19 protein-coding genes are annotated in these 25,226 nt (G+C 56.0%); 17 read left to right on the forward strand and 2 right to left on the reverse strand.

Going from position 1 to position 25,226, the window contains the following annotated elements; all coding sequences use genetic code 11:
• Positions 1-49: 49 nt before the first annotated feature.
• Entirely contained in the window at positions 50-925 is an 876-nt protein-coding gene (locus ACONT6_RS18540; RefSeq protein ID WP_428819844.1) for a Stp1/IreP family PP2C-type Ser/Thr phosphatase, read from the reverse strand.
• A 197-nt stretch (positions 926-1,122) separates the two neighbouring features.
• Here ACONT6_RS18540 and ACONT6_RS18545 point away from each other — a divergent pair, with 197 nt between their 5' ends.
• The 17 genes from ACONT6_RS18545 (at position 1,123) to tssH (ending at position 24,815) form a co-directional block, all read left to right on the forward strand.
• The gene (locus ACONT6_RS18545) at positions 1,123-1,965 is read left to right on the forward strand and encodes a transposase (protein WP_428819845.1); all 843 of its coding nucleotides are present in this window, start codon (positions 1,123-1,125) and stop codon (positions 1,963-1,965) included.
• Positions 1,962-3,473, forward strand: coding sequence for a type VI secretion system contractile sheath domain-containing protein (locus ACONT6_RS18550; RefSeq protein WP_428819846.1), 1,512 nt, complete (start codon positions 1,962-1,964; stop codon positions 3,471-3,473). Before ACONT6_RS18545 ends, ACONT6_RS18550 begins: the two co-directional genes overlap by 4 nt.
• Before the next feature lie 5 nt (positions 3,474-3,478).
• Positions 3,479-5,278: a type VI secretion system-associated FHA domain protein TagH gene (tagH, locus tag ACONT6_RS18555; protein ID WP_428819847.1), complete on the forward strand. Its 1,800-nt coding sequence runs from the start codon at positions 3,479-3,481 to the stop codon at positions 5,276-5,278.
• A gap of 82 nt (positions 5,279-5,360) precedes the next feature.
• A complete protein-coding gene (tssJ, locus tag ACONT6_RS18560; RefSeq protein ID WP_428819848.1) occupies positions 5,361-5,948 on the forward strand; it encodes a type VI secretion system lipoprotein TssJ in 588 nt (195 codons plus the stop codon).
• Between the two features lie 63 nt (positions 5,949-6,011).
• A complete protein-coding gene (gene tssK / locus ACONT6_RS18565; protein ID WP_428819849.1) occupies positions 6,012-7,349 on the forward strand; it encodes a type VI secretion system baseplate subunit TssK in 1,338 nt (445 codons plus the stop codon).
• Positions 7,350-7,351: 2 nt separating this feature from the next.
• The gene (gene icmH / locus ACONT6_RS18570; protein ID WP_428819850.1) at positions 7,352-8,209 is read left to right on the forward strand and encodes a type IVB secretion system protein IcmH/DotU; all 858 of its coding nucleotides are present in this window, start codon (positions 7,352-7,354) and stop codon (positions 8,207-8,209) included.
• Positions 8,210-8,261: 52 nt separating this feature from the next.
• Positions 8,262-11,801, forward strand: a complete 3,540-nt coding sequence (tssM, locus tag ACONT6_RS18575) for a type VI secretion system membrane subunit TssM (RefSeq protein WP_428819851.1) — start codon at positions 8,262-8,264, stop codon at positions 11,799-11,801.
• An 11-nt stretch (positions 11,802-11,812) separates the two neighbouring features.
• Positions 11,813-12,478, forward strand: a complete 666-nt coding sequence (tagF, locus tag ACONT6_RS18580; RefSeq protein WP_428819852.1) for a type VI secretion system-associated protein TagF — start codon at positions 11,813-11,815, stop codon at positions 12,476-12,478.
• 314 nt (positions 12,479-12,792) lie between these two features.
• Entirely contained in the window at positions 12,793-13,593 is an 801-nt protein-coding gene (locus ACONT6_RS18585; RefSeq protein WP_428819853.1) for a hypothetical protein, read from the forward strand.
• A 65-nt stretch (positions 13,594-13,658) separates the two neighbouring features.
• Positions 13,659-14,927, forward strand: coding sequence for a type VI secretion system protein TssA (tssA, locus tag ACONT6_RS18590; RefSeq protein ID WP_428819854.1), 1,269 nt, complete (start codon positions 13,659-13,661; stop codon positions 14,925-14,927).
• A 47-nt stretch (positions 14,928-14,974) separates the two neighbouring features.
• Positions 14,975-15,493: a type VI secretion system contractile sheath small subunit gene (gene tssB / locus ACONT6_RS18595; protein WP_078085365.1), complete on the forward strand. Its 519-nt coding sequence runs from the start codon at positions 14,975-14,977 to the stop codon at positions 15,491-15,493.
• Positions 15,493-16,980, forward strand: a complete 1,488-nt coding sequence (gene tssC, locus ACONT6_RS18600) for a type VI secretion system contractile sheath large subunit (RefSeq protein ID WP_428819855.1) — start codon at positions 15,493-15,495, stop codon at positions 16,978-16,980. Before tssB ends, tssC (ACONT6_RS18600) begins: the two co-directional genes overlap by 1 nt.
• Before the next feature lie 89 nt (positions 16,981-17,069).
• Positions 17,070-18,584, forward strand: a complete 1,515-nt coding sequence (tssC, locus tag ACONT6_RS18605; RefSeq protein WP_428819856.1) for a type VI secretion system contractile sheath large subunit — start codon at positions 17,070-17,072, stop codon at positions 18,582-18,584.
• A complete protein-coding gene (gene tssE, locus ACONT6_RS18610; RefSeq protein ID WP_181254564.1) occupies positions 18,584-19,066 on the forward strand; it encodes a type VI secretion system baseplate subunit TssE in 483 nt (160 codons plus the stop codon). Before tssC (ACONT6_RS18605) ends, tssE begins: the two co-directional genes overlap by 1 nt.
• Positions 19,066-20,895: a type VI secretion system baseplate subunit TssF gene (gene tssF / locus ACONT6_RS18615; RefSeq protein WP_428819857.1), complete on the forward strand. Its 1,830-nt coding sequence runs from the start codon at positions 19,066-19,068 to the stop codon at positions 20,893-20,895. Before tssE ends, tssF begins: the two co-directional genes overlap by 1 nt.
• Positions 20,859-22,082: a type VI secretion system baseplate subunit TssG gene (gene tssG / locus ACONT6_RS18620; protein ID WP_428819858.1), complete on the forward strand. Its 1,224-nt coding sequence runs from the start codon at positions 20,859-20,861 to the stop codon at positions 22,080-22,082. Before tssF ends, tssG begins: the two co-directional genes overlap by 37 nt.
• A gap of 69 nt (positions 22,083-22,151) precedes the next feature.
• Complete coding sequence (gene tssH, locus ACONT6_RS18625) at positions 22,152-24,815, forward strand: type VI secretion system ATPase TssH (protein WP_428819859.1); 2,664 nt, start codon at positions 22,152-22,154, stop codon at positions 24,813-24,815.
• A gap of 66 nt (positions 24,816-24,881) precedes the next feature.
• On the opposite strand, the gene ACONT6_RS18630 is transcribed toward tssH, so the two are convergent.
• Complete coding sequence (locus ACONT6_RS18630) at positions 24,882-25,175, reverse strand: PAAR domain-containing protein (protein WP_428819860.1); 294 nt, start codon at positions 25,173-25,175, stop codon at positions 24,882-24,884.
• Positions 25,176-25,226: the final 51 nt, after the last annotated feature.

Raw genomic sequence — 25,226 nt, forward strand, 5'->3', positions numbered from 1 at the left:
GGGCTTGCTCATTAAATGCGTTGTGGGCCGAAACTTGTGACGAAAATGATCAGCGCTGTGTCTTTCTTACGGTGATGTCTTCTTTTTGCTTCGGTTTTAGTGTGATTGGATCACCGGAGAATTCAACAACCGCGTCCGTACGATTGCAGAACTCGATAATCCCCGCACTGATATTGTCGCGCCCACCGCGCTGGTTGGCGTCATCGATAAAATGGTACACACATTCCAGAGCCGGGCGATAGGTTGCCATGACTCTCTCTATGGTGTGGTCACACAGGTATTCTGTCAGTCCGTCGCTACACAGGAGAAGCAGCGCACTTTCCTTCAGCGTCCAGCTATTGATGGTGGCTTCCACCTTTTCGGCAACGCCCAGCGCGCGGGTAATGTGATTGCGTACTTGGGACGATAGTGCCTGTTCTGGGGTCAGTTGCCCGGAATCGATCATCTCCTGAACCACACTGTGGTCCTTGGTCAATGGCTGCAGGCCATAGTTGTTCCAGAGGTAGGCGCGGGAATCACCGATATGCGCAACTACCAGGAAATCCTGCCAGATCACAGCGCTAACCAGGGTGGTTCCCATATGGGAGAACTGCGGGTGGGTCTGCTTTTGGTCGAGAATTTTCCGGTTGGCCACGCCAATGGCGTCTACCAGGGCTGCGCGCAGCATCAACTGCTGTTGCTGGGGGGAGCAGGAGAGAAAAGTCGTGTTGAGTAGTTCGTCGAGATGAACCTGAAGAGTGTCGGCTGCGATTCCACTCGCCATGGCGCCGCCACTGTATCCCCCCATGCCGTCTGCGACGACGACATAGGCAAAGGGGTGATCCTCGCTACTGTGGCAGCGGATACTGTCTTCATTTTCCTCTCGCACCTGGCCGATATCGGTGCGTCCATTGACAGCCAGCCTGATGGGCTCCATGTCTGTCATTACTCCATGACCTGTCCGTAAAAACGAGATTCCGTTCTGCGCGCGAGCGAAATTCCATAAATGTAATCAGTTAATGTTAACTTGCTAACGAGTAACGTTTGAATTTTTTTTAGTGGATTTGCAATAATGCCAACCCTTACCCAGTAACGGATGCGCAATTGGTACGGTTGTGCAAATTAAAAGGAATTATCGGCAAGATGCCCCGTCTCCCGAGACTCAATCTGATTGATATTCCCCAGCATATCGTTCAGGTAGGCCACAACAACCTGCCTTGTTTTTATGGTGAGGAAGATTATCAGTTCTATCTGACCAGCCTGCGCAATGCGGCAGACCAGTATCGGGTCGAGGTGCACGCCTACGTATTGTTGCCGAATATGGTTCAGATCATCGCTACCCCGAGAGTGCCCGACGGTATTTCGTCGATGATGCAATCGTTGGGGCGGCGCTACGTGCAGTTCGTAAATCACAAGTACAAACGTTCCGGTACGCTCTGGGCGGGGCGTTACAAGTCCAGCCTGATTGATTCCGATGCGTACCTTCTCACCTGCTATCGCTATGTGGAATTGCGGCCCCTGTACCTCGGCTTGGCGGATTCCCTGGGTGCTTATCAGTGGTCCAGCTTCAATCATCACGCAAGCAATGAAGAAAGTGACGTAATTACCGATCACCGTCTTTACCAGGAGTTGGGTGAGACCCCACAGCAGCGTGCCGAGGCCTATCGCAAACTTTTCCGCTATCGCTTCGATCGACGGCTGCTCGAGTACATTGCCGAAACCATCAAGCTGGGGCAGATACTCGGAGGCGACGTGTTCAAAGACAAAATCGAACAGATCGCCAACCAGCGGGTGCGCCCTCTGAAGCGGGGTAGGCCGCGGAAAAATACCAAGCGCAATAGCACCACAGATAGTCCGGTTACCGCTCGTGCCGATAGCGCTCCGGCTGTGAATACAGAATTGATACCACCGCTAAAAGAAAAGCCAGAAGAGGTGGGGCGCGCCACCGGGGAAGAAAAAACAGTGACTATGGATACCGGCGTATGAGCAGGGCGACGTTAAACACCTCGGGAACGATTTTTGGCGAGCAGGGTGAGGGCGATAACGGCTCCACTTTGCACCATGGTGCCAAATTAAAGGTTGCGATACTGGGTGACTTCAGTGGTCGCGGCAGCTGTAAGCAATGTGATCCGGGCAGTATTGCCACGCGCAGCGCACATCGATTGCGCAAGGACAATTTTGAACTGCTGTTCGAGCAGTTGCAGGTAAGCATCCGCCTTCCGCTGATGGATCAGCCATTGCATCTGCTGGAGTTCGACGACCTGCACCCGGATTATCTGTATCAGCGGGTGCCGCTGTTCAAGAAATTTATCGAGCTGGAAAAGCAGCTGCTGACACCATCGGACTTTTCCCGTGCCGCCGATGAAATTCAACAGTGGCGACCGGAGCTGGCGGCGCTGGATGCATCTTCGCCCAGTACTGCAGGTGGGCTGTCAGCGCGCTCAATGCTGGATGCCATTCTCTCCGGGCAGACGTACCAGGAGGAATACCAGTCCAGTGCCACGGGGCAAATCGATCAACTGATCAAAGACATCGTTGCTCCCTATGTGCAGCAAAAACCCGATGCCAACCAGAGCGTATATCTGGAAGCGGTTGCCCAGGCTGCCTCGGAAGCCATGCGCAAAATCATGCACCACAGTGATTTTCGTCAGATAGAAGCCAGCTGGAGAAGCCTGCATCTGTTGCTGCGTCGCCTCGAGGATCATCCGGGGCTGGAGCTTCACCTGATTGATATCAGCAAGGAAGAAATACTGGCGGACCTGGCCCAGGCAGAAGATGACCTGGAAAAATCGCAGTTATTCCAGCGTCTGGTCGCGGGCGAGGCAGTGGCCGGGGGAATCCCCTACAACCTGATCGTAGGCGATTTCTTCATCGAGGATGAAGAGCGGGATCTGCACATGCTGATCGATCTGGCTACCATTGCCCAGGCCGCAGGCAGCGCGTTGGTGATGGGGGGCGACAGCCGCCTCGCCGGCTGCGCAAGTCTCGCAGGTTCCATGGATCCCGATGACTGGCACTACCCACTGTCGGAAGAGTTCGCCAGCAGCTGGCAGGCCGTGCGGGAATATGACGCCTGTGCACATGTGGCACTGGCTGCTCCCCGGTTTATGTTGCGCCTGCCTTACGGTGCGGATACCGCACGTACCGAGACCTTCAAGTTTGAAGAACTCACTCCAGAGCTGGGCCACCAGTATTATCTGTGGGGCAATGGTGCCTACCTGCTGGGGCTGTCCCTGTGCAGTGAATTTGTTACTCGCGGCCAGCCCACCGCTGTTGCTTCCGACATCTACTCGGATCTTCCCCTGCATTTGCGTCGCCTGCCCCAGGGGCAGTGGATGACGCCCTGTGCGGAAGCCCTGATGACAGATACCGGCGCCGCGCGTTTTCAGTCTGCCGGACTTTCCACCCTGCGCTCGGTGCAGGGGCGGGATGAAATCCTGTTGCCAAAACTACAGTCCCTTGCCGGAACCCCGCTCAGCGGGCCTTGGAGTTGAACGTCATGGATTTAATGCTATCTGTGGTTGCCGACCCGGAAGGCGCCAACATGATCAAGCACACCAAATTGTTCAGTAGCGCCGGAGGCAGCTTTGGGCGCGCCGACAGTAATGACTGGGTGCTGCCCGATCCGCAGCGTGTGGTTTCGTCCCGTCACGGCGAGATCCAGTTTGCGGACAACCAGTTCTATCTGGTGGATCAGAGTACCAATGGGACCTATCACAATCAGTCTGGCGATCCGCTGGGTAAGGGTAACCGCGTTGCCCTGAGTGATGGAGATGCAATTACCCTGGGCGATTACCAGCTGAAAGTCAGTATTCGCCAGAACAAGGCCGAAGCGGGAATACCCGACGGCCTGGGTGGTGCCGATTTTCTCGACAGTGCCGACCGAACCACATTCAGCCCCGCAGCCGCGGCGAAAATGCAATCCGCACAGGAGGCCAAGCAGCTGGATAGCTGGCTGGAGCCCGCCGCTGGCAATGCTGGCGCAAGTATGGGGGCAGTTACAGGCGCTAGTAGCAATCCCAGTGGTGAGTGGGGATACCTGACTGATGGACAGTCCGGTGATTCGATGAGTGGCTTTCTTGGTCAGGAAGCGCCCAGTGACCCCTTGGAAATGTTGAATGCTTCTAGCGCGGGTAGTTCCGCCTCCGATCCCCTCGGCGCTTTCCCGGGCAGTGCTCCGGCTGGAGCCGCCGGTGATCAGTGGGGAGGCGACGATGCCTGGTGGAAAGAGGGCAGCTCCGAGGATCACGCGCCTGCGCACAGCCACGCGATGCAGTTTTCCGTACAGCAGCCGGCTCAGGCCGCGCCGCAGAACCCTCCAGCACCGCCAATGGGTGGAATGCTTCCGGATGTGGCTGCGGAGATTTCTCCGCCGCCGCAAACACCGCCGGTAGCTCCCGCACAACCCAATCCCATGGGGGGAATCGAGTCACATCAGTCTTTCGGTACCGCAGCCGAGATCCCGTCGCCCGCCATTGCACCGGAGCCCGCAGCGAACAACCCCTTCGCCGATTCGCTTTCTGCGCTGGTCAGCGAGCAGGTACAGGGCGCGCCGGGTTTTGATACGCCCGCAGCGCCCACTGTGGAGTCACCGGTTGCCGCACCGCCGACAGGGGCCGGGTTCGCCGGCGCTTCCCAGCAATTTGCGCCCGTGCCGGCGCCATCCCAGGGTGTTCAACCGCAACCGCAACCGCAACCGCAACCGCAACCGCAAGGTACGGTTCGTGGGGGCATGCTGGTGGAAAGGCTGGGTCTAAATTTGAGTGCTGAGCAACTGCAGCATCTGGATCAACAGTCCGCGGAGATCATCGAGGAAACCGTATCGCGCCTGATTGACCTGCTGCGGGCGCGTACCAGTATCAAAAACGAATTGCGCGTACAGCGCACCATGATCCAGACCGAGGCCAATAATCCGCTCAAGTTCAGTGCCAGCGCGACAGATGCGCTGGCTGCGATGTTTGCGAGCAACGGCGCATTCCTGCAGCCGGTGGAAGCGGTGCGCGACAGTTTTGATGACCTGTCGGACCATCAGGTTGCGGTGCTGTCCGGAATGCGCGCCGGCTACGATGCAATGTTACGTTTTTTCAGCCCTGAACAAATCGAGCGGCGCAATGGCGCTCAAGGTGGCGTCTTCTCCAGTAAGGGAGCGCGCAACTGGGACAATTTTGTAGAGATGTACCGGCAGCTGGTAAGCGATCCGGAAGCCTGCTACCGGCGCCTGTTTGGCGATGAATTTGCCGCGACGTATGAAAGCCAGTTATCCGAACTCAAGAGCGCGCGCAGTTTTGGCAAAGGTTAATTGCAGGAAAAGCGCTTTTTTCTAAGATCGTAATAATCAAAGGTACCCGCGTAGGGCTGCCGGAAAAAATATGGAGATCGCTGTGGAAAGTAAAAAAATTGTACAACTGCTGGTTGTGATAGCGCTGGTCGTGGGGCTTGCTGCCTGTCAGACAACCCGCCGTACCCTGAATCTCGATACCAGCATTGCACTGGCAGTGGAGATCGAAAATGAAGTAAACCCGGATAGCGACGGGCGTGCATCCCCGGTGGTTTTGCGGGTATTCATGCTTGCCGATGACCGCCAGTTTTCCCGGGAAGATTTCCTGAACCTGTATGAGAATGCGGATTCCCGTCTCGGCAAAGACCTGATCGATACCGTCATCCTCAAGGAATTTGCCCCCGGTGAGCAGCGGATCGAGCAGCTGGCACTGACCCCTGAGGTCAGATATATCGGCCTGCTGGCTGAATTTGTCCAGTATCAGGATGCCGACGCGCTGATGCTGTTGCCGATTACAGACCACAAAAAGAATGAATATGCGATCACCCTGGAGGGTACGCGCATGGCTTCTACAGAAGCCCTCGATATGCGTCGCCGCGCTGCGCGTGAAGAACCGAAAAAAGACAACACGGTAACCATTTCCAGTGCGGAGTATGAGCGTCTGCGCAAACTGCAGCAGTCCGGAAAATAACTCTGAATATCGATCCTATCCAATCCGCAAGGCAACAGCCTGGCGCCGCAACAAGGACAGCGTATGTCGGCGAATAATAAGGTTATCTGGAGCGAGGGAATGTTCCTTCGCCCGCAGCACTTCCAGCAACAGGACCGCTACCTGGAGCAGCTGGTCGAGGCCCGCACGGGCGCCCTGGGGCCCTATACCTGGGGGCTGCTGGAGCTCGCTATCGACAGTGAGCCGCTGGCCATGGGGAAAATTTCCCTGTCCCGAATCAGCGGTATCTTTCCCGATGGCACCCCGGTACTGGCGCCGGAGAATGAAAACCTGCCGGATGTGCTGGACGTCCCGGTAAATACCCGGGATGAAATTGTTTATCTGTGTGTGCCGATGAAGCGCCCGGGAAGCCAGGAGTCGGTCAGGGATCAGGAAGATTTTCCGCAGGCACGCTATCAGGCAAATAACTTCGATGCGCGTAACAGTGCTTCCACCTCCGGTGAAGCAGCGAGAATTCAGGTTGGCAAGCTGCGGGCCTGCCTGAAGCTCGGCAGTGACGATCTCAGCGGATATGCGGCAATCGGTATTACCCGTATTCGCGAGCGTCAGCCGGAAAAGCCGGTTGAACTGGATCCCGATTATATCCCGCCATTGTTAAACGCCGATGCGTCTCCGGTAATCAAGGCATATATCGAAGAAGTTAAGGGCTTGCTGGATCACCGCGGTACTGCGCTGGGCCATCGCCTGGCCGACAGCGGTCGCAGCGGTTCCGCCGAGATTGCTGATTATCTCTTGCTGCAGGTAATCAACCGATTCGAACCATTGCTCAAACAGGTCACCGGGCAGCCCCGGCTGCATCCGCACAGCCTGTTCCTGGAGCTGTTGCAGCTCGCTGGTGAGCTCTCCACATTTACCGCCGCCAACAAACGACCGCCAGAAATCCCGCGTTACATGCACGAAAACCTGCAGCAGAGTTATGTGGGATTGTTTTCTGCATTGCGCCAGTCGCTGTCTACAGTCCTCGAGCAGACCGCAATTGCCATGGATCTGGTACAGCGCAAGTTCGGCATTTACGTGGCACCGATTACGGATCCTTCCCTGGTCAAAACTGCGAGCTTTGTGATGGCGGCAAAGGCAGATATGCCCGGAGACCTGCTGCGCAGTCGTTTCCCCAGTCAGGCAAAAGTCGCGCCAGTGGAGGCTATCCGCGAACTCATTTCCGCGCAGTTGCCGGGCCTCTCCATCCGCGCCCTGCCGGTCGCGCCGCGGCAGATTCCTTACCATGCCGGCTTTACCTATTTTGAACTCGAGCGGACCGGTGAGCTGTGGCAGGCGATGCAGCGCTCCGGCGGTTTCGCGGTACATCTGGGGGCTGAATTTCCGGGCCTGACCATGGAACTGTGGGCGATAAGGAATAACTGAAAATGAGTAACGATGCTTATTCAGCGCCCGGCGCTGCAGATCGCACGGTAATGATCCCAACTCCGGGGGCGGCCGCGCCCGCGGGAGGACAGTCGCCTCAGCCCCAGCAACCCGCAGTCCCTGACATGGCTGCTGGAGACCTGCGTATTCGCAATAGCCTGAATCCGCTGATCTCTGCGGCTTCCAAGGTGCTCGGGGCCATCATCAAGCTCCGCACGACCATGAACCACGCCAATGTACCGGATCTGCACAAACGCCTGACGCGCGAGATTCAGAGCTTCGAGCGCGAGGCCAAGCAGCTGTCCCTCTCCCAGGAAACGGTGCTGACTGCACGATATCTGCTGTGCACGGTGGTGGACGAAGTGGTGCTATCCACTCCCTGGGGTACCGCGAGTGGCTGGAGCCAGCACTCCCTGTTGAGCCTGTTCCACAAGGAAACCTTCGGTGGCGAAAAATGTTTCCTGATTCTGCAGCGCACCCTGGAAACCCCTGGATCGCATATTGAATTGCTGGAACTGTTTTATCTGTGCCTCAGTCTCGGCTTCCAGGGCAAGTATCGTCTGGTACAGCGCGGCCACGAGCAGCTGGAACAGATCCGCGACAACCTGTATCGCACCATTGAAAGCCATCGTCCGGCCATGGACCGGGATCTCTCCCCGCGCTGGCAGGGTTGCGTGGATCGCAAGACAAAGCTGATCCAGTACGTGCCCCTGTGGGTGATTGCCAGTGTGGTGCTCGGTGTGCTGGTGGCAACCTTCAGCGGGTACCGTTGGTGGTTGTATCAGAGCGCAACGCCGGTAGCGGAAGAGATCCAGGCGCTGATGCCTGAATCGCGGGAAAACATTGCGCAGCCGCGCTAAATACGGTTGCTGATTGCCCGGCGCAGAATGGTCGCGGGGACTGGAGTAATTCATGAAACGACTGGCGAATTTTTTTACCAATAAATGGGTGCTGGGCCTGATTGGCTTGTGTGCGCTCTCGCTATTAATCTGGTTTGGTGCCAATTACATAAAATTTGGCAGCGACAATGCAACCTTGTCCACGGGTGTGCGGCTCACCATCATCGTATTTATGTTTGCGATCTGGCTGGTATGGAACCTGAGCCAGTGGCTGGTGGAGCGCCGTCAAAACCAGGCGCTGATTCAGGGTATTGAAGAGTCGCAGGAAGACGAAGCAGATCCGGACCAGGAGCGCAGCCGTGAAGAGCTGAATGCGTTGTCAGAGCGCTTCCGTGATGCCATGCAGGTGCTGCGCAAGGCGCGGTTCAAATCCCAGCGCGGCAACGTGTCTCTCTATCAGTTGCCCTGGTACATCATTATTGGCCCACCCGGATCCGGTAAAACGACTGCACTGGTCAATTCTGGCCTGGAGTTTCCTCTCGCGCAGAGTCACGGCAAAGAGGCCCTGGGTGGCGTAGGTGGTACACGCAATTGTGACTGGTGGTTTACCAATGATGCGGTTTTGATTGATACCGCCGGGCGCTATACCACTCAGGACAGCCACCGCGTACACGACAACAGTGCCTGGAAAGCTTTTCTGAATCTGTTGCAGCGCTACCGTCGGCGCCGTCCCATTAATGGCGTGCTGGTCGCAATCAGCCTGCAGGACCTGATGGTACAGACCACCGAACAGCGGGTGCATCAGGCCAAGACCATCCGCGCGCGTATCAATGATCTGCAGCAGCAACTGGGGATCCGCTTCCCGATTTATCTGACCTTCACCAAGTGTGACCTCGTTGCAGGCTTCAGCGAATATTTCGACAATCTTTCACAGGCCGAGCGCGAGCAGGTTTGGGGAATCAGTTTCCCGGCAGAAACACACACGGGGGCGGGTGCGCCACTGGATGACTTTGTCAGCGAATTCCAGGCGTTGATCCAGCGGCTCAACCAGCGGGTCCTGTGGCGTGTACACCAGGAGCGTAATGTCGAGAAACGCGCTCTGTTGCAGGGGTTCCCTGCGCGCATGGAGAGCCTGCAAAACGTATTGTCCGATTTTGTGAAGCAGGCATTCAGCGCCAATCGCTATGACACAGTGCCCATGGTGCGCGGTGTGTACTTTACCAGTGGCACCCAGGAGGGCAGCCCGATAGACCGGATGATGGCCTCGGTGAGTTCCGACTTCGGACTCGAGCGCGACGCGGCGCAGCGATTCCAGGGGGTAGGCAAGAGTTACTTCCTGCATCGCCTGTTGAAAGATGTCATCTTCCCGGAAGCCGAGCTGGTCGGAGTGAACCGCAAGGTTGAAAGTGTTACCCGTTGGCTGCGCGGTGCTGTCTACGTGGGATCCATTGCCGCTTTTGTTGGTGCTCTATTCCTGTGGACCGGCAGTATTGCGCAGAACAAGCGGTATATGGGGGAGGTCCGCGACAATATTGCGCTATACGAGGAAGCCAGGGAAAAACTGGGGGACCGCAAAATCTCACCAGCGCAAACCCTGGAGCTGCTCGAGCCACTGGAGGCGGCTTCTCGCGTATATCAGAAAGAAGAGCACCCCTGGCTGAATAATCTCGGTCTGTACGATGAACGAGTCGATGCCGCGGCGGATCGCCTTTATCGCGAGCAGCTGGAGCTCACCTTCCTGCCGGCACTGCAGCGTGCCCTGGAGCAACGACTGGTAAAACTCGACAGTGCGGATCCAGCGCTGACCCAGACGCTGAAGACCTATCTGATGCTGTTTAATCCGGAAAAGCGCAGCCTGGAAGATTTAACGGCGTACTTCAGTGATGAATGGTCGCAGACCCTGTCAGGCGAGGCCGGTAAACAGGAGCAGATGCTGACGCATCTGGAACGCCTTTTCTCCCGTCCGCTGCCGGAAAATCTCGAGCCAAACGAGCGGGTAATCGCAACGGCCCGCCAGCAATTACGTCGTATCCCGGTACCGCAGCGCCTGTATGCGCAGATGTTGCGCAGCGATCTGGGACAGACTCAGATCGATCTCTACGGCGAAGTGGGTGGAGACACCGCACAATTGTTCGGTGTTGACCCGGGTGACAGTCGCTTCCATATCCCTTACCTGTATACCAAGGCCGGCTATAAAGAGCTGGACTTCGATGCAGATTCCCCGCTACTGGATCAGCTGGCAGACGAACGCTGGATATACGGCGGTGACCTCAGTGGCGAAGATTTCAATGAGGATGATCGCAAGCGCCTCGGAGAGGACGTCAAGCGTATCTATCTCGGGGAATACCAGCAGCGCTGGCAGCAGTTCGTATCGGGCTTTTCAATCCAGCGGTTCCAGTCCACCTCTGAAGCGCTGGATGTATTGTCAAAACTTTCCGACCCGGTGTACTCGCCACTGCTGGCCATTGCTGAAATCACTTCGGACAACACGTCGCTGACCCCGCGTCCCGAAGTGCCCGTGGACGCGAGTGGCGTACCGCTTCCGGTTTCCAGTACAACCCGTCGACTCGGCACTGCTGCGGTCAGTGGTGCAGCCAGCAAGCTGGCGGAGAAATTCCAGCCGACCGTGGTAGACCTACGCTTTGAAGAGCTGCAAAGGCTGACCCGCAGTGAAAAAGGTCGACCGGCTCGTGTGCAGGATTACCTTTCCAGTATCACCCAGCTGCAGGAGTATCTGGCGGAAATTGATAGCGGTGTGGATACCGATGAGGTGGCTTTTAACAAGGCCAAGGCCCGCTTTAGTGGCGCTGGAGATGCAATCAAACAACTGCGGGTAAAGGCTGCCAATGCACCGGCACCCTTTGACCACTGGCTGGAAGAGATTGCAGACAGCACCTGGGGACTGGTGATGGCCAAAGCCAAGCGCCACACCGATCGCGTATGGCGGGAACAGGTTTACAGTGTGTACAGCCGCAGTCTAGCGGACCGCTTCCCTCTTCGAGCCAGCGGCAGCCAGGAAGCGCCGGTAATGGAGTTCAACAAGTACTTCAAGCCCGGCGGTATCGAGCAGCAGTTCGTACAGGAGTACCTGAAGCCGTTTGTAGATACGCGCAACTGGAAACTCAAAGCCCTCGAAGGTCAGACATTGGGTATTTCCAGTGGTGCATTGCGCCAGATGCAGCGCGCGGAGCGTATCCGAAAGACCCTGTTCAGTCAGGGTGAGCAGGCCGGGTATAGCTTCCGTATAGAGCCAACAAAATTGGATTCCGGTGTGAGGCTGTTTTCGCTGGAGCTGGGTAGTCAGCGGGTGCCCTATTCACACGGTCCGCGTACGCGCTCGAAGCTGGATTGGCGCGGCGGAGAAACAAACCGAGTACGGATTCTGTTTGAGGACCTGAATGAAACGGTGCACCGGCAGCATTTCGAAGGTGACTGGGCCTGGTATCGTTTGTTGCTGAATTCGGAACTGGAGTCTTCTCGCAACGGTTCTGAATATCTGGTTACGTTCCGCGAATCCGGGCGCTCGGCACAGTTCAAGCTTTCCGCTGCCGGCGTGAGCAATCCCTTCGATCAAGGCTTGCTGGGCGGTTATCGCTGTCCGCAAGTACTGTAAACGGAGCAGATATGTCACGCAGCGGACTGTTTGGAAAACTTCCGGGACACGGCGACTTTATTCAGCGGGAGTTACCTGCAAGTTTTGTGACGCCCTGGGACGAATGGCTGCAGCGCGCGGTTCACGGTTCGCGAGAGCTGGTTGGTGAGCGCTGGCTGGATTATTACCTCACAAGCCCAATTTGGCGGTTTGCAATGAGCCCCGGTGTTCTCAACCAGCAGGGCTGGGCAGGGATACTGGTTCCCAGTGTAGATAGTGTCGGGCGCTACTTTCCTGTCACGCTTGCGGCGCCGCTGGAAAATGGAACAAATCCGTTTGCTGTACAGATTGATGCCGAGGAGTGGTATGAACAGGCTTCTGCACTGGCAATAGATGCACTGCAAAATGCACTTTCCGCGGACCAGGTGCTGGAGAGGTTCCCGCCGCTGGCGGATTTACCGGGCAATGCCATCACTGCGGACAATGAAGGCGATCTGTTAACACTCAGTGGCGCCTCAAGAATTTCACAACATTATCCGTCGATGCTCGAAATTCTCATCAAGGATAAACATAACAGCTTCAGTCTGTGGTGGTGTGAAGGTTCACAGCACCTCGCCCCGAGTTCGTTGTTGAGCCCGGGGCTGCCAGATCCGGGGAGTTACTGCGGAATGCTTGGTGCGCCGAAATTTCACTGGTGAAAATTTTGGAAGAGTCTTCCGTCTAATTGGTATAAGCGTACCAATAAAAAGTCGGTTTTTCTGAGTATATACAGTTAAACCGGTGTTCAAGCGGAATTCTATTCCGATAAAATAATGGTTTGGTGCTTCAGTAATCGGTACGACCGTACCGATTTTGTGTGCGGATTGCGGGATAGCATTCGTTGTGCGTCTTTACCAGGTAGCGCAAGCACAGTTACTTAGTTTGTGTAAGTTTTTACAGGCTGTACATTGGAGTTCGGCCTCGCCAGGAATTCGTAAACAGGTTTTCTTGGCCGCAAGTTCAGGGATTGAAAATGTCAGCGAGGCAATGCCAGGTAGTTTTTACCGGTGTTCTTAGGGAAGGTTTTGATCGTCGGCAGGGCATCCGGTTGCTGGCCGAGAAATTCGGTCTGGATTTTGCCCGGATAAAAAAGCTGCTGGGTCGTCACTCTCCTGTGGTCAAAAATTGTGACCAGATCGCGGAAGGTGAGAAGCTGGTGCAGGCTTTCTGGGGGGCGGGGTGGCATGCCGAAGTCCGATGCAGCGATAACGCCGCAGAGAATTCGAGTATCGTTAGGCCCGCTTCGGCAACGGTCCGGCTGACCGCCGATGACGGCAGTTGCTCTGTATCAGTACCGGGCTGCTGGCAGGTGTTTGACGACCTGAACCAGCGAGCGGTCTTGCAGGCGGGTAGTCTGGAAAACAATGAATTTTTGGTTGTGCTGCCGCAGAGAGTAGAAGATTTTCCTTCGGCGCCAACGGTAGAAGAATACTGCCACGCGCAGTTATCCCAATGTGCTGCACAGCTCTATCAGGCGGCGGTAAGCCGTTTGCCGGAGAAGCTGCAGATCGAAGGTGGAACCGGGTTCTTTGGCGAGTTACTTGCCGAGGTAGATACCGTGCCGGTTCAGTACCTTGTGGCCTGTATCGGCTGTGATGACAGAATCTATACCCTGTTCCTGTGGTGTGAGCAGAGCGTATTTTCAGAGCGTAAACGCGAATTTGATCACCTGATCACAAGCTTTTCAGCCGCGGCGGGAAGTGATTCGTATGAAAATGCTACAGATTCGGAGGGCGCTACTCAGGTTGCGTTCTCCCAGGCTGCTCTGGCCTGAAAAAATTGCTAAACGATAGGCGCGTAGTAGAAACATTCTGCGCCCGATAATGAAAAGGAATTTTCATGGCATTTCCGAATGCGATAGAACTGGATTCTCTTCTGCAGGATATTCCCGGCGAGCAGCGGCAGGGCGAAGACATCCGCGCAGATCGCTCCCCTACCTCCGATTACTACACCATCAAGGATGCCCGCAACAGCGCGCGCGCCGCAGAGCGTTCGGCGATGTTCGACGAGAGCGACGCCGACCTGCTCGCACCTTGGCGCGAGGTAGCCAAGACTGCACAGAAGATTCTCAAGGAAAAGAGCAAGGATCTCGAGGTTGCCAGCTGGTATACCGAAGCGCTGATTCGCCTGCACGGCTTTCCCGGGCTGCGCGACGGATTTACGCTCATCGAGCGGTTGATCGCGGAATACTGGGATGATCTATACCCCGAGCCCGATGAAGACGGCATAGAAACCAAGGTGGCGCCCCTTACTGGCCTCAACGGCGACGGTGCAGATGGCACCCTGTTGATGCCAATCCGCAACGCCGATATCACCCCGGAGGGCGATTACGGCAGCTACTCCTTCTTCCATTATCAGCAGGCACGGGACGCAGACAAGATCGCTGACCCGGATGCCAAAGCCGCGCGGGTAGAAACACTCGGCTACAGCATCGGCGAGTTTGATGCCTGTGCCACCCCGGCGGCTCCGCAATGGGCATCGGATCTGGTGGATACGCTGGAAGAGTGCCTCACCAGTTTCAAGGCCACCAATGCTGCGCTGCGGGAATCCTGTGGCAGTGATGCGCCGCCCTCGACCAATATCACTACCCTTCTCGATGAAGTGCTGCGCACAGTCCGTTTTGTCTACAAGTCCCAGCTTGAATCGCTCGCCGCTGCCGAAGAGGCCGAGCCCGTTGACGTGGATGCCGGGCAGGCGCCTGCCGCCGTCGCCGAGAGTGGAGGAATCGCGATGCAGATGGTCTCTGTACCCACGGGTGCTATTACCTCCAGGGAAGACGCCCTGCAATTACTGGAAAAGGCCGCGAAATATTTCCGCACGTACGAACCGCATACGCCGCTGGCGCCTGGTCTCGAGCGACTGATTGGCTGGGGCCGCATGACCGTAGCCGAGCTGATGGGTGAACTTCTGCCTGACGACCAGTCCCGCGCCATGTACTCACAGTTGACTGGTGTGCGACTGGATGGCTCCGACAGCCAGCGTTATGTGGCACCACCAGTTACCCAATCTACCCCTGCCGAGCAGCCTGCTGCCAGCGCCGAGTCTCAACCCGCCCAGGAAGATGCGGGCTGGGCAGCCCCGGAGCCGACCGCAGAACCCAGTTGGTAAATCCCTAGAAAACACCACGATTCCTGTATTGAGGAAAGGAGACCCAGATGTCCGAGAGTATTCACAACAAACTGAAGCGTGTGCGTAAGCCGCGTGTCCATATTACCTATGATGTTGAAACCAATGGTGCGGAAGTAAAAAAAGAACTGCCTTTCGTGACGGGCGTCATGGGTGATTACTCCGGCGACAACATGGAAAATCGAAAGGCGTTGAAAGAACGCAAGTTCGTTCAGATTGACCGCGACAATTTCAACGATGTGATGGCCAAGGTTAATCCGAAGCTCGAGCTGCAGGTGGAAAACACTCTGTCTGACGACGGCAGCAAGATGGCGGTAAACCTCGATTTCAATCACATGGATGACTTTACCCCAGAGCAGATCGTGGAGCAGGTTGAGCCCCTAAAACAATTGCTCGAAGCGCGCAGTAAACTGCGTGATCTGCTGAGTAAAGCTGATCGCTCTGAGGAACTGGAAAAAGTTCTGGAAGACATTCTCCAGAGCACTGAAAACGTCACCGCAATCTCCGAGCAGCTGGGGCTGGGAGAAGACAAGGGAGAGGACGCGTAATGAGCACCGAAGTTGAAAATGTAGCGGAACAGGAAGCGGAAGAGCAGTCGGTAAGCCTGCTGGAGCAGGCCATTTCTGCGACCAAGCAAACTCAGCCAGATGAAGCTCAGGATCTGATCGCCAACCTCACCCAACAGGTTCTGCAGGGCACCGTGACCTGGGATCGTAACCTTACCCAGACCGTCAACAAGGCGGTTGCGGCAATTGATGCGGCAATGTCCAAGCAGCTCGCTGCAATCATGCACGATGAGAAGTTCCAGAAGCTTGAGGGATCCTGGCGCGGTCTGAATCATCTGGTAATGAACAGCGAAACCGGCGCGACCCTCAAGGTCCGCATGATGAACATTACCAAGCGCGAGCTTTTCCGCGATCTGGACAAGGCGGTCGAGTTCGACCAGAGCCAGACCTTCAAAAAGATTTACGAAGAAGAGTTCGGAACCGCGGGTGGCGAACCATTCGGCTGCATGATCGGCGACTTCGAATTCACCAGCCACCCGGAAGACATCGAGCTGCTGAGCAAAATGTCCAATGTGGCCGCTGCCGGTTTCTGTCCCTTCGTCTCCGCAGCTGGTGCGGGTATGTTTGGCTTCAATGATTTCACCGAGCTCTCCAAGCCGCGCGATCTGGGCGGTATCTTCGAGTCTGGTGAATACATCAAATGGCGTAGCTTCCGCGATAGCGATGACTCCCGTTTCGTAACCCTGGTGATGCCGCGCACCCTGGCGCGTACTCCGTATGGTGCAAACACCAAGCCGGTTGAATCCTTCAACTACGAAGAGTTCGAAGTAGACGAGGATGGAGTCTCCCGTCCGGCAAATCACGAACAGTATTGCTGGATGAATGCTGCATACGTGATGGGCACCACCATGACCAAGGCATTTGCTGAAAACTCCTGGTGTACTGCGATTCGCGGTGCGGAAGGTGGCGGTAAAGTCGAAGGCCTGCCGACCCACCTGTTCAAAAGTGACGATGGGGATCTGGACCAGAAGTGCCCGACCGAAATCGGTATCACCGACCGTCGGGAAGCGGAGCTCAGTGCCCAGGGTTTCCTGCCGCTGTGTCACTACAAGAACACCGATTACTCCGTGTTCTTTGGTTCCCAGAGCACCCAGAAGCCGAAAGTATTCGACAATCCAGATGCGACCGCGAATGCCTCCATCTCCGCTCGCTTGCCGTACCTGATGGCCACCTCACGTATCGCCCACTACCTCAAGGTAATGGCTCGCGACAAAGTGGGAAGCTTTATGGAAGCTGGCGATTGTGAGCGCTGGTTGAATAAGTGGATCTCCCAGTACACCAACTCCAACCCCGATGCCAGTGCCGAAATGAAGGCGAAGTATCCGCTGGCAGAAGCGCGCGTAGAAGTGAAGGAAATTCCAGGCCAGCCCGGTTGCTACAGCGCTGTTGCGTACCTGAAGCCCTGGCTGCAGATGGAAGAACTCACTACTTCCATGCGTATGGTTGCCAATATCCCGAGCGCTGGGTAATTGGCGAAGGGCCGATCACTTGATCGGCCCTTTTTCCAAATGCCTCCGTCTGTTAACACACCTCTCATACCCACTGGGGAGTGCCTGCCTTGCCCTCGAAGTCTTCCCACCAGAAGCCAGGTGACCCTATCCTGTTCGCCGAGTCATTGCTTCAGGGTGGTGGAAACCCGTTGCGGAAATTTCTGGACGAGCCGGATGACCTGTATGCATTTGAATATTGGCTGGATGCATTCAGTGGCTCTGGTGATACCAGTTATCACACTGTCCGCGAGTGGCTGAACCAGGTAATTGCGGAGCTCGATCTCCTGATCAGTGATCAGGTGAATGAAATTCTCCATCATCCCAAATTCCAGGAACTGGAAGCGCGTTGGCACGGCTTGTCGATGCTGATCTCCGAGACGCCGGCAGCCGACAATATTGTCATCAAATTGCTGGATGTCAGCTGGAAAGACCTTTCCCGAGATATAGAGCGCGCCCCGGATTACGATCAGTCTGGATTGTTTCATCTCGTTTACAACGAAGAGTTTGGTACCCCTGGTGGTGAGCCTTTCGGGCTGCTGATCGGTGATTACTATATTTCCCATCAGCCGTTTGAAGGTCACCCATACGACGACGTGTTTACCCTGCAGGGGATCGCCCATACCGCGGCCGCAGCTTTCGCACCTTTTATCTGTAGCGCGGCGCCGCAGCTTTTCGGGGTGGACAGTTTTGATGATGTCGCGCGGCCGATTGACTTTTCCGAGGTTTTTCGCCAGAAACAGTACATTCGCTGGAACAGCCTGCGCGATCTGGAAGATTCCCGATTTATCGGTGTGCTGCTGCCCCAGGTTTTGATGCGGCAACCGCACACCCGGGGGTTCTCCAATTACCGGGGCATTCGCTTTGGTGAAAGTGTTCAATCCTCGGACGCGAGAAACCATCTGTGGGGCAATGCGGTGTTTGCCATGGGCTGTGTACTGATTCGCGAGTTTGATGAGGTCGGCTGGTTCTCCCATATCCGTGGCGTGGCACGGGATCACTTGGGAGGCGGTCTGGTTACCCAGTTGCCGAATGTCCCCTACGGCGTCGACAGCAGTGCCCAGTCCATCAAGATGGCGACCTCGATCCTGATTACCGACTTTGCCGAGCGGGAACTCAGCGACCTCGGTTTTGCGTGTCTGTGCCACTGCTACGACTCGCCTTACAGTGCATTTAACAGCGTGCCGTCATTGCAGCGGCCAAAGCGGTACAGCTCCAAATCTGCCACAGCCAACGCCAGAATCAGCGGTATGCTGCAGCAGATATTGTGTGCTTCCCGCTTCGCCCATTACATAAAAGTGATGATTCGTGACAAGGTCGGCGCCTACATGAACGCTGCGGATTGCGAGCGACAACTTCAGCACTGGATGGATCGGTATACCACCGGCCGTGAGGACCTCTCATGGGAAATGCTCGCGCGTTACCCATTGCGCGAGGCACGGGTGCGGGTAATGGATGAACCCGGAAAGCCCGGGAGCTATCAAAGCGTCATTCACCTGAAGAGCCACTATACGGTCGACCATCTGGTGTCTGAATTGAAGTTGACTACTGCGCTGTCGCAGATTGGTGTGGGAGCGACCAGCTGATGAGCCAGTCCACACACGAGAAGCGATTGCTGGCACCGCTTCTGGATCGCCTGCTGGATTCCTCTGGCAACATGGATATTCACCGTCCCCACCAGGTGTTGCGACAGCTGCGCGAGGGCGTGAGGCGGGACCTCGAGTTCCTGTTCAATACCCGCTACCGATGCCTATCCGCCCCGGAGGGGCACGAGCATCTCGACGATTCAAATATCAATTACGGCCTGCCGGATTTATCCACGGTAAACCTAACTTCTGGCGAGAGTCGCCGAAAATTTTGCCGAGATATCGAGCGCACGATTCTCCGCTACGAGCCGAGAATCAGCTCGGTGAAGGTGAATACCCAGGAAAATATTGACGTCGAGGATCCCAGTATCCGCTTTCGCGTGGAAGCCGTTTTACATGTAAACCCGGCATCGGAGGTCATCGTGTTCGATTCTGCCCTGAATCCGGTCACGCAACTGGTCGACGTGTCAGAGGTGCGATAATGACAGAAAAACTGATAGACCTTTATGAGCGCGAACTGGCGTTTGTACAGCAGACTGCCGGCGAGTTTGCGCGTATGCACCCGGCCGCGGCTGCGCGCCTACAGCTGGATACCGACACGGTAGATGACCCGCTGGTAGCACGTCTGCTGTCCGGGTTTGCGTATATGAATGCGCGCGTGCAACAGAAGCTGAGCGATGATTTTCCGGAACTGACAGACGCGATTCTGGAAACCCTGTATCCCCATTACCTGCGTCCGATCCCGTCGTGCGCGATCATTCAGTTCGAACCAGAATCGGATCTGGATGGCATCGTCCAACTCGAAAAAGACCTTGTACTGGAATCCGAGAGCTTTCAGGGCCAGACCTGCCGGTTTACCAGTCGGTATCCCGTAGACGTATGTCCGTTTCAGGCAGAGAGCGCCAGCTTGATGCCGAGGCCATTTATCGCTCCGGGCTGTAATGACATCGCCGGTGCCAACGCGGTACTCAAGCTATCGCTGAAGACGTTCAGCGAGGATGTGAGCTTCGGCGAACTCAAGCCAAGCCGTCTGCGTTTCTTTCTGAAGGGGCAGCCGAGTCACATCTATGACCTTTACGACCTGATTCTGACGAAATGTGTAAAGCTCGTCGTTGCGACGGGTGAAGGGGATCCCAATCCGGTGTTTCTCGACGCGGATGCCTTGAAGCAGGTGGGACTGGGTCCGGATGAGGGCCTGTTGCCGTATCCGGACTCGGCGTTTCTGGGCTACCGCCTGCTCACCGAGTATTTCGCATTTCCCGAGAAGTTCCAGTTTATCGACGTGGATGGTCTTGCTGGGGCAATCAGCGATAAGTACGGCGACACACTGAACCTTTATATCTACCTGTCGGAGTCCCACGACGAGCTGGAAAAACAGCTGTCGCCCACCATGTTCTGCCTGGGTTGTACCCCGGTAGTCAATCTGTTCGACCACAGTGCTGATCCGATTCCGATTACTCAGGAAGAGTACAGCTATCACGTGATTCCCGATGTGCGGCGCAGTGATGGTCTCGAGGTATATTCGATAGATGCGGTCAGCTCCACCAATGCCGGAGGAGAAACTACCCGGTACCGTCCGTTCTATGGGATTCAGCACAGCAATTCTTCTGATGGAAAATCCGCATTCTGGTATTCGCGCCGACGGGATGTGATCGAGGGTGAACACCGCAATGAGCAGGCCACTGAAGTCGACATCATGCTGGTGGATCTGGATTTCAATCCGTATGACGCGGACCAGCAGACCCTGGGGCTGAAACTTACCTGTACCAATCGCAACCTGCCGAAAAAATTGCCTTCCGGGAATGCTCAGCCATATCTGTCTATCGTGGATGGCGATGCGCCGGCAAAACGGGTCAGTTGTCCAGTTGCCCCCACCGCCACCATTCGTCCACCGAGGCGGGATCGCGCTTACTGGAGACTGATTTCCCACCTGAACCTGAACCATCTTTCCCTGAGCAATACCGGTGGCGTGGATGTACTGAAAGAGATACTGCGGCTTTATGATTTCCGCAATTCCGGCAGTACCCGCAACATGATTGAATCGGTCCTGCAGCTCGAAACCCGTCCCATCACGGCGCCGATTCAGGTAGATAGCAGTGTGGTCTTATGTCGTGGTACCGAGGTCACCGTCGAGTTTGATTCGATGATGCTTGCAGGTACTTCGCCCCTGCTGTTCGCTAGCGTGATCGAACGCTTCCTCGGGCTCTACTGCTCAATTAATTCCTTTACCAGACTGATTGCCAAATTGAGCGATCGAGATGGAGAACTGAAAAGATGGCCTCCACGCGCCGGCGACAAAGCGTTAGTGTAATCCAGCGGCTTCGCGAGGAGCCGTATCGCTTTGAATTTTTTCAGGCGGTGCGGACCCTGGAGCGCGCGGTTCTTATCGAGCAGCAGAGCGAAGATTCCGATGTTGCCGCGGCGGGCGAAGTGTTTGCTCGCGAACCGTTAGCCAGTGCCGCGCCGCCGGCGCGGGAGATAGTGCGTTTTAAAGCGCAGTCCTCGCTGTCGTTTGTCGCCTCGGATGTAACCCGAATCGAAGAGCGTGAAATTGCCGCACCATTCTCCACCCGCCAGAGAGGTGATGCGGAGCGCGATAAGGACGGTCGGGACTCGCTGAACACTGAAGATGCGCTCCCGGTAAAGCAGTGGAGTATGGAAGTTGGCTTCGGTGGCCTCGTGGGTAGTCAGGGAGTTATGCCCTACTACCTGACCGAGGTGGTACACCGTGAACTGCGCGAAAAGAACACGGCGCTGCGGGATTTTCTGGATATTTTCCATCACCGAAATATCTCTTTATTTTATCGCGCGTGGCAAAAATACCAACTGCCGGTCAATTACGAGTCGGCAAAGTTACGCAAGGCGAGAGAGCCGGATTTATTCAGCCAGGCGCTGGCATCCATTGCTGGACTGGGTACCAGCGAGCTTCGATACCGGATGCCGATCCCGGACGATGTGCTTTACGGCATGGCCGGGCATTTGGGTAGACAGCAGTGCTCTGCGGCAGCGTTGGAAAGTATGATCCGCCAATATTTCGGCCTGAAGATTTCGGTCGAGCAGTTCCAGGGACAATGGGATGATTTGCCCGAAGATGTGCTCACCCGATTGCCAGGGCCACAGTATCCACTCGGGGTCAACAATCGTCTGGGCACTGACACGATTCTCGGAACCCAGTGCTTCCAGGCTCAAAATAAATTCCGCATCGTAATCGAGCCACTGGATTACGAGGAGCATATGGCCATTGCCCCTGGTTCTGAAAAACTGGAAGCGCTGAAATCATTTATCCAGTTGAGTGCAGGTATTGAAATGGACTTTGAAATTTCAGCCACCTTGTATACCAGCCAGGTATCGCCGGTTCAGCTCACTGGAGATGACAGCCACCAGCCACTATTAGGCTGGAATACACACATGGCCAGCGACCAGGACCAGGATGAGAAAGTGGTGGTTAGTTTGAGTGCAGACCAGATGTCACCGGAAGAGGCGTTGCCTGCGGCATAAAAGTGGAAGCCAAACGGCGACAGCGATTACTTGTGAAATAACAGGGAATAAACTGAGGGAAATAATATTATGATCAACGTGGATCTAAAAAGGCTCGTGGATACCATGACGCCCGTCATGCGCGAATCGCTTGAGGGCGCAGCGGGCCTCTGTCTGGCGCAGAGTCAGTACAATGTGGAGCTAGAGCACTGGTTGCTGAAACTCCTGGACCAGTCGGACACCGATTTCTACCACCTGCTGGAAAAACACGACGTAAACCCCTCGAATCTCGCCAAGCAACTGGCCGGTGCCATCGCCCGTTTCAAGTCCGGCAGCAGTCGGCCGGCGGCACTTTCGCCCAGTATTGTCGAGGCCGCGAAAAATTGCTGGATTCTGGCGTCGATCGATTTCGGCCACCGCGCAGTAAGCTCAGGACATCTGCTCGCGGCGCTGTTGCTGGAAGAAACCTCTCGTCGCCAGCTGTTGGAGTCCTGCCCGGAACTGAAAAGTATCGCTCCCGAGTCAATCCGCGAAACCGCTCGGGCCATGTTTGGCCACAGTGGAGAGTCCAGCGCGGTAGGCGGCGCAGAGCACAGCGCAGATGGCGCCCACGTTGCGGTTGCCGCGAGCAAGGCGCCGGCATTGGATAAATACACGGTTAACCTGACCCAGCGCGCTCGCGATGGAGAAATCGACCCCGTACTTGGGCGCGATGAGGAAATTCGTCAGTGTATTGATATTCTTACCCGCCGCCGCCAGAACAATCCGATTCTTACCGGTGAAGCCGGCGTGGGTAAAACCGCCGTGGTTGAAGGGTTCGCACTGCGTATCGCCAGCGGTGATGTTCCGACGCCGCTGCGCGATGTCACTGTACGAACTCTGGACCTGGGCCTGCTGCAAGCCGGCGCCAGCGTAAAAGGGGAGTTCGAGAATCGCCTGAAGTCCGTAATTGAAGAAGTGAGAGCCTCGGCATCACCGATCATCCTGTTTATCGACGAAGCCCATACCATGATTGGCGCGGGAGGCAAGGAAGGACAGGGCGATGCCGCCAACCTGTTAAAGCCTGCACTGGCACGGGGCGAATTGCGTACAATCGCTGCCACCACCTGGGCGGAGTACAAGAAATACTTTGAGCGCGACCCGGCACTTACCCGCCGTTTCCAGGTGGTCAAAGTCGAAGAGCCAGACGAACAGAAAGCCGTGGATATGATGCGCGGTATCGCGCCCAGCCTCGAATCCCACCACAAGGTGCGCATTCTGGATGAGGCCGTGGTCGCATCGGTCAAGCTTTCTCATCGTTATATTCCCGGAAGACAGCTACCTGATAAATCGGTGAGCCTGCTCGACACGGCGTGTGCGCGCGTCGCCCTGAGTCAGTCCTCCACTCCGGGTGCGATCGAGGACATGCAGCGCATTGTCGCCAGCAGCACCCGCACCATTGAAAAACTGCAGCGCGAAAATGCCGCGACTGGTGTGCACGAAGATGCGATTCAGCAACTGCAGCTGGAGCAGCAGGAAGCGCAGCAGCAGCTGGATCGTTTGCAAAGTCAACTGCAGCAGGAGCAGGAACTGATTGCAGAGATCCGTACCCTGCGCGACCAAATCGACGAAGAATATTCCAAGCAACTCTCTGGTAGTGATGGTGCCGTTGACGCCTCGGCGCTGGAGGATTTCAAGCAGCAATTACAAACTCTCACTGAGCAGTTGCAGGAGATCCAGGGAGAAACGCCACTGATGCAGTCGGCGGTAGATGAGCAGTCTATTGCCGAGGTCATTGCTAACTGGACCGGGATACCGGTCGGCAAAATGGTCAGTAATGAAATTGAAGCGGTGCAGACGCTTGCTGAGAGGCTCAATCAACGGGTCATTGGGCAGCCCCACGCACTGGATGCCGTTGCACAGGCGGTGCGCACTTCCCGCGCTGGCCTTACCGACCCGCGCAAACCCGTGGGTGTTTTCCTGTTCTGTGGTACCAGTGGTGTAGGTAAAACCGAGACGGCGCTGGCACTGGCCGATGAACTGTTCGGGGGCGAGCAGAATATCACTACCATCAACATGTCCGAGTTCAAGGAGGAGCACAAAGTCTCCATGCTGCTCGGATCACCTCCCGGCTATGTCGGATACGGTGAGGGCGGTGTGCTGACCGAGGCCGCGCGGCGCAAGCCATACTCTGTGATATTGCTGGATGAAATGGAGAAGGCGCATCCCGGTGTACAGGATATCTTTTACAACCTGTTCGACAAGGGCACCATCAAGGACGGTGAAGGCCGCGATATCGACTTCAAGAATACGCTGATCATCATGACTTCCAATGCGGGTGAGGATGCGATCCGCGCAATCTTCAATCAGGTTGAAGAAAAGCCGGATCCCGAGGTGCTGTTGGATAATATTCGTCCGCACCTTCTGCAGAAATTCAAACCGGCATTTCTCGGTCGCGCCAATGTGGTTGCCTATTATCCGCTGGATGATGAAAACCTGGTGGAAATCTGCAAGATCAATATGCGCCGTATCGAGAAGCGTGTGAAGGAGCATTACGGAGCCAGCTTCAGTTACGACGACGATGTACTGGTCAATATCGTTGCTCGTTGTCAGGAGGCGGATACCGGTGCGCGGAACATCGAGGTAATTCTCAACCGCACACTGCTGCCGTCACTGGCGAGTGAATGTCTGGATAGAATGGCGAAGGGTGAAGATATTCGTCAGGTGCATGTGGGGGCCACAGAGGAGGGTGACTTCAGTTATTCGCTTAGCTGAAGCCCTTTGAGCTGAAGCCAGGCCCCAAGAAAAAAATGCCCTGCTAAGCAGGGCATTTTTTTCGGGTCAACCGCCGATCAGTACCGTGGGGCAGCCCAGGATGATCACACCGCCATGAGCGGTGGAGTCACCCATTCGGGCAGCGGGCTTGTTGTTGATCAATACCGTACCGCTGCCGCTCACGATAGAGTCCGGTGGGCCAACACAGACACAGCTAGTCCCCATATTGGCGGCCGGTATATTACCAATCAGCACAGTGGGCGCACCGGGGCCGAGAATCGGCCCTCCCACGTGTGGCACGGTGCCGGTTACCATCGGGCAGGTGTGCATGTCGGTAAGCCGGGCTGCGGGTTTACTCATAAGCTTCTCCTGCACTCGGTTGAATAAAGTAGAGCATGCGCTGCTCGATAA

The organism is Microbulbifer sp. MCCC 1A16149 (assembly GCF_050368945.1).
GTDB lineage: Bacteria > Pseudomonadota > Gammaproteobacteria > Pseudomonadales > Cellvibrionaceae > Microbulbifer.